The organism is Streptococcus cuniculi (assembly GCF_004570575.1).
GTDB classification, from domain to species: domain Bacteria; phylum Bacillota; class Bacilli; order Lactobacillales; family Streptococcaceae; genus Streptococcus; species Streptococcus cuniculi_A.
On the sequence record NZ_SPPD01000038.1, the window covers coordinates 1 to 2272 of the forward strand.

General features: G+C 37.0%; 5 protein-coding genes. All 5 read left to right on the top strand.

Going from position 1 to position 2272, the window contains the following annotated elements; genetic code table 11:
- Positions 1-111: 111 nt before the first annotated feature.
- Positions 112-483, top strand: coding sequence for a hypothetical protein (locus E4T82_RS11835; protein ID WP_135182965.1), 372 nt, complete (start codon positions 112-114; stop codon positions 481-483).
- A gap of 12 nt (positions 484-495) precedes the next feature.
- Positions 496-657, top strand: a complete 162-nt coding sequence (locus tag E4T82_RS11840; protein ID WP_135182966.1) for a paraquat-inducible protein A — start codon at positions 496-498, stop codon at positions 655-657.
- 17 nt (positions 658-674) lie between these two features.
- On the top strand, positions 675-842 hold the full coding sequence (locus tag E4T82_RS12575; RefSeq protein ID WP_167753629.1) for a hypothetical protein: 168 nt from the start codon (positions 675-677) through the stop codon (positions 840-842).
- An 11-nt stretch (positions 843-853) separates the two neighbouring features.
- On the top strand, positions 854-1651 hold the full coding sequence (locus E4T82_RS11845; RefSeq protein WP_135182967.1) for a replication initiator protein A: 798 nt from the start codon (positions 854-856) through the stop codon (positions 1649-1651).
- A 62-nt stretch (positions 1652-1713) separates the two neighbouring features.
- The gene (locus tag E4T82_RS11850) at positions 1714-1998 is read left to right on the top strand and encodes a hypothetical protein (protein WP_135182968.1); all 285 of its coding nucleotides are present in this window, start codon (positions 1714-1716) and stop codon (positions 1996-1998) included.
- The last annotated feature ends 274 nt before the right edge of the window (positions 1999-2272 follow it).

Consider the following 2272-nt stretch of genomic DNA (forward strand, 5'->3'; position numbering starts at 1 on the left):
AGTAAGTGTCTAGAGTTTTGGGAAATCCGAAAAACTTAAATATATAATCGAAGAGAACTGAATAGGTTCTCTTTTTTCGTTGCTTAAAATTAGTGAAAGGACACAGGGCAGATGTCAAACAACATAGAAATTATCATGGATATTGATACTTTAGAAATCTATGAAGTGATAGATCTTAATGAAGAGAAAGAAGCAACTGTTACAGATTATGAAAATTTTCCTAAAGAAGGGAAAGCATTTCCATATGATGACTTAAACAGAATTTGGCTTGGGAATGGTTATTATTACAAGCCTTCTAGTTTACTTTGGGAAGTTGTCAAAGATGATATTATTCATGAATTAAGTCCTAAAAATAAACACGGCACTTATCCATATTATAAACATGCTATAGATGGTACGTGGGGGCGAGTTAAGCAGCTGACACAAGAGGAAGCCATGTGGCTGACATTAGAGTTTAATCCTGAATTGATGAGTTACGTGTAGGAGAGAAGAAACATGGAAACAGGAATTTGTAGACGTTGTGGTTGCACTTGGAACACGGCTTGTATTGATGAAATACACGGTGCTTGCTGGTGGATAGATGAAGGTGAAACGCTATGTAGCCATTGTTTTTATGGATTTCCCACTGATAGACACAATTATTTTGATGTTGTATGACATGAAAGGAAAGTAACATGATTAGACAAAAAATTATTGCTGAAGAGATTGCTATTATTGGTATTATGCATGAAACAAATAGCTCTAGGAGAGAGGCAAAAAAACTTTTTGACACATTTGTAGCTAGGGGAATTTATAAATATATTCCTCAAATAGGACAGTATGGATTCAAGGTAATCAATTAAGGAGTGTGAAGATGAAGAGAATAACTGCTAATCAATATCAGACCTCTGAGCGCTACTACAAACTTCCAAAAATTTTGTGGGAAAATGAACGATATAAGGATATGAAATTGGAGGAAAAGGTAGCTTATTCATTTCTGAAAGATAGACTAGAGCTTTCGCTGAGTAATGGCTGGATTGATGAGGATGGTTCAGTCTATCTAGTTTATTCTAATCCAAAATTAATGGAGTTGTTAGGTTGTTCTAAGTCAAAGTTACTATCGATAAAAAAGGCTCTGAGAGCTTATGGCCTGATTGAAGAAGTCCAACAATCTTCAAGTGATAAAGGGAATTTAGCTAATAAAATTTATCTTGGAGAACTAGAATCAGATATCGAAATACCCCTAGTGTTAAATTCAGACCAGGGGGGTGTTTCAAAAACACTAGGGGGGTCTCTGAATCAGCCGGGGGTGGTGTTAAATTCAGCCACTAATGAGACTGAATATAATGAATTACTAGATAATAGTTCTAGAAAGGCTGAAGAAAATCCTCCTGAAAAAATTCAAGAGGGAAAATACATTCAATCAAAATATTATTCACTTTTGCAAGTCATTGTGGATAAGTACAATGATCGTTATAGTTATCCACACGGATATAGACTAACACACGAACAAAAAATGATGATAGGACAGTATCTTGAGAGTGGTTATGTTAGGAGTGATGAGATTCTGAATATGATTGATAGAATACCGCGTGATTGTGAGAGTCCGTTAGCTTATCTGTTACGAATGTTACAGAACTTGAAACTGGAGAGGCAGACGGAAAGTGGTTAGCAGATGAAAGAGAGTGACAGATGGAAAGAGGGACGCGAGCTAAGAGAAAGAGACCTGTTCGGATGACGAGTGATCAAATTGAGTGGTTTGTATCTGTCATGAATCATCAGTCGATTTCATGGATTCAAGAAGAGTTAAAGAAGCGTTACAGCATTGTATTATCGAAAGCAGGAATCTATAAGCGCAAGAACTACTATCAGGCTAGTCCTAGAAGAGACAGAGAAATAGTCTGTAGGCAATGCGGAATGACAATGACAGTCCGAGCGTATCAGGATAGACGCACCGACTATTGTTCTAAACAGTGTGAAAAACGCTACTGGAAAAAGACACACAGGGCAAAAACTTGAAATCCTTAACTATTACGTAGGCTATCCGAGAGGTTAATAAATGAAAATATTAGACGCCTGTTGTGGCAGTTGATGTGAAGCAGGCAGAGTAGGGGAGGCAGAGCGTTGAAAATTGATGAAGTACCGAAAGATATGTTAATGATGAAAAATGGAGAGGCAATGCCTATCGAAAGTTTAATAGAACTATGGGAGGATATGTCTTTTGAAGAAAAAGAGGGTTGGCACACAACAGTATGTGAACGTTTAAAAACCGACGCTGAATCAGTCATTGAGT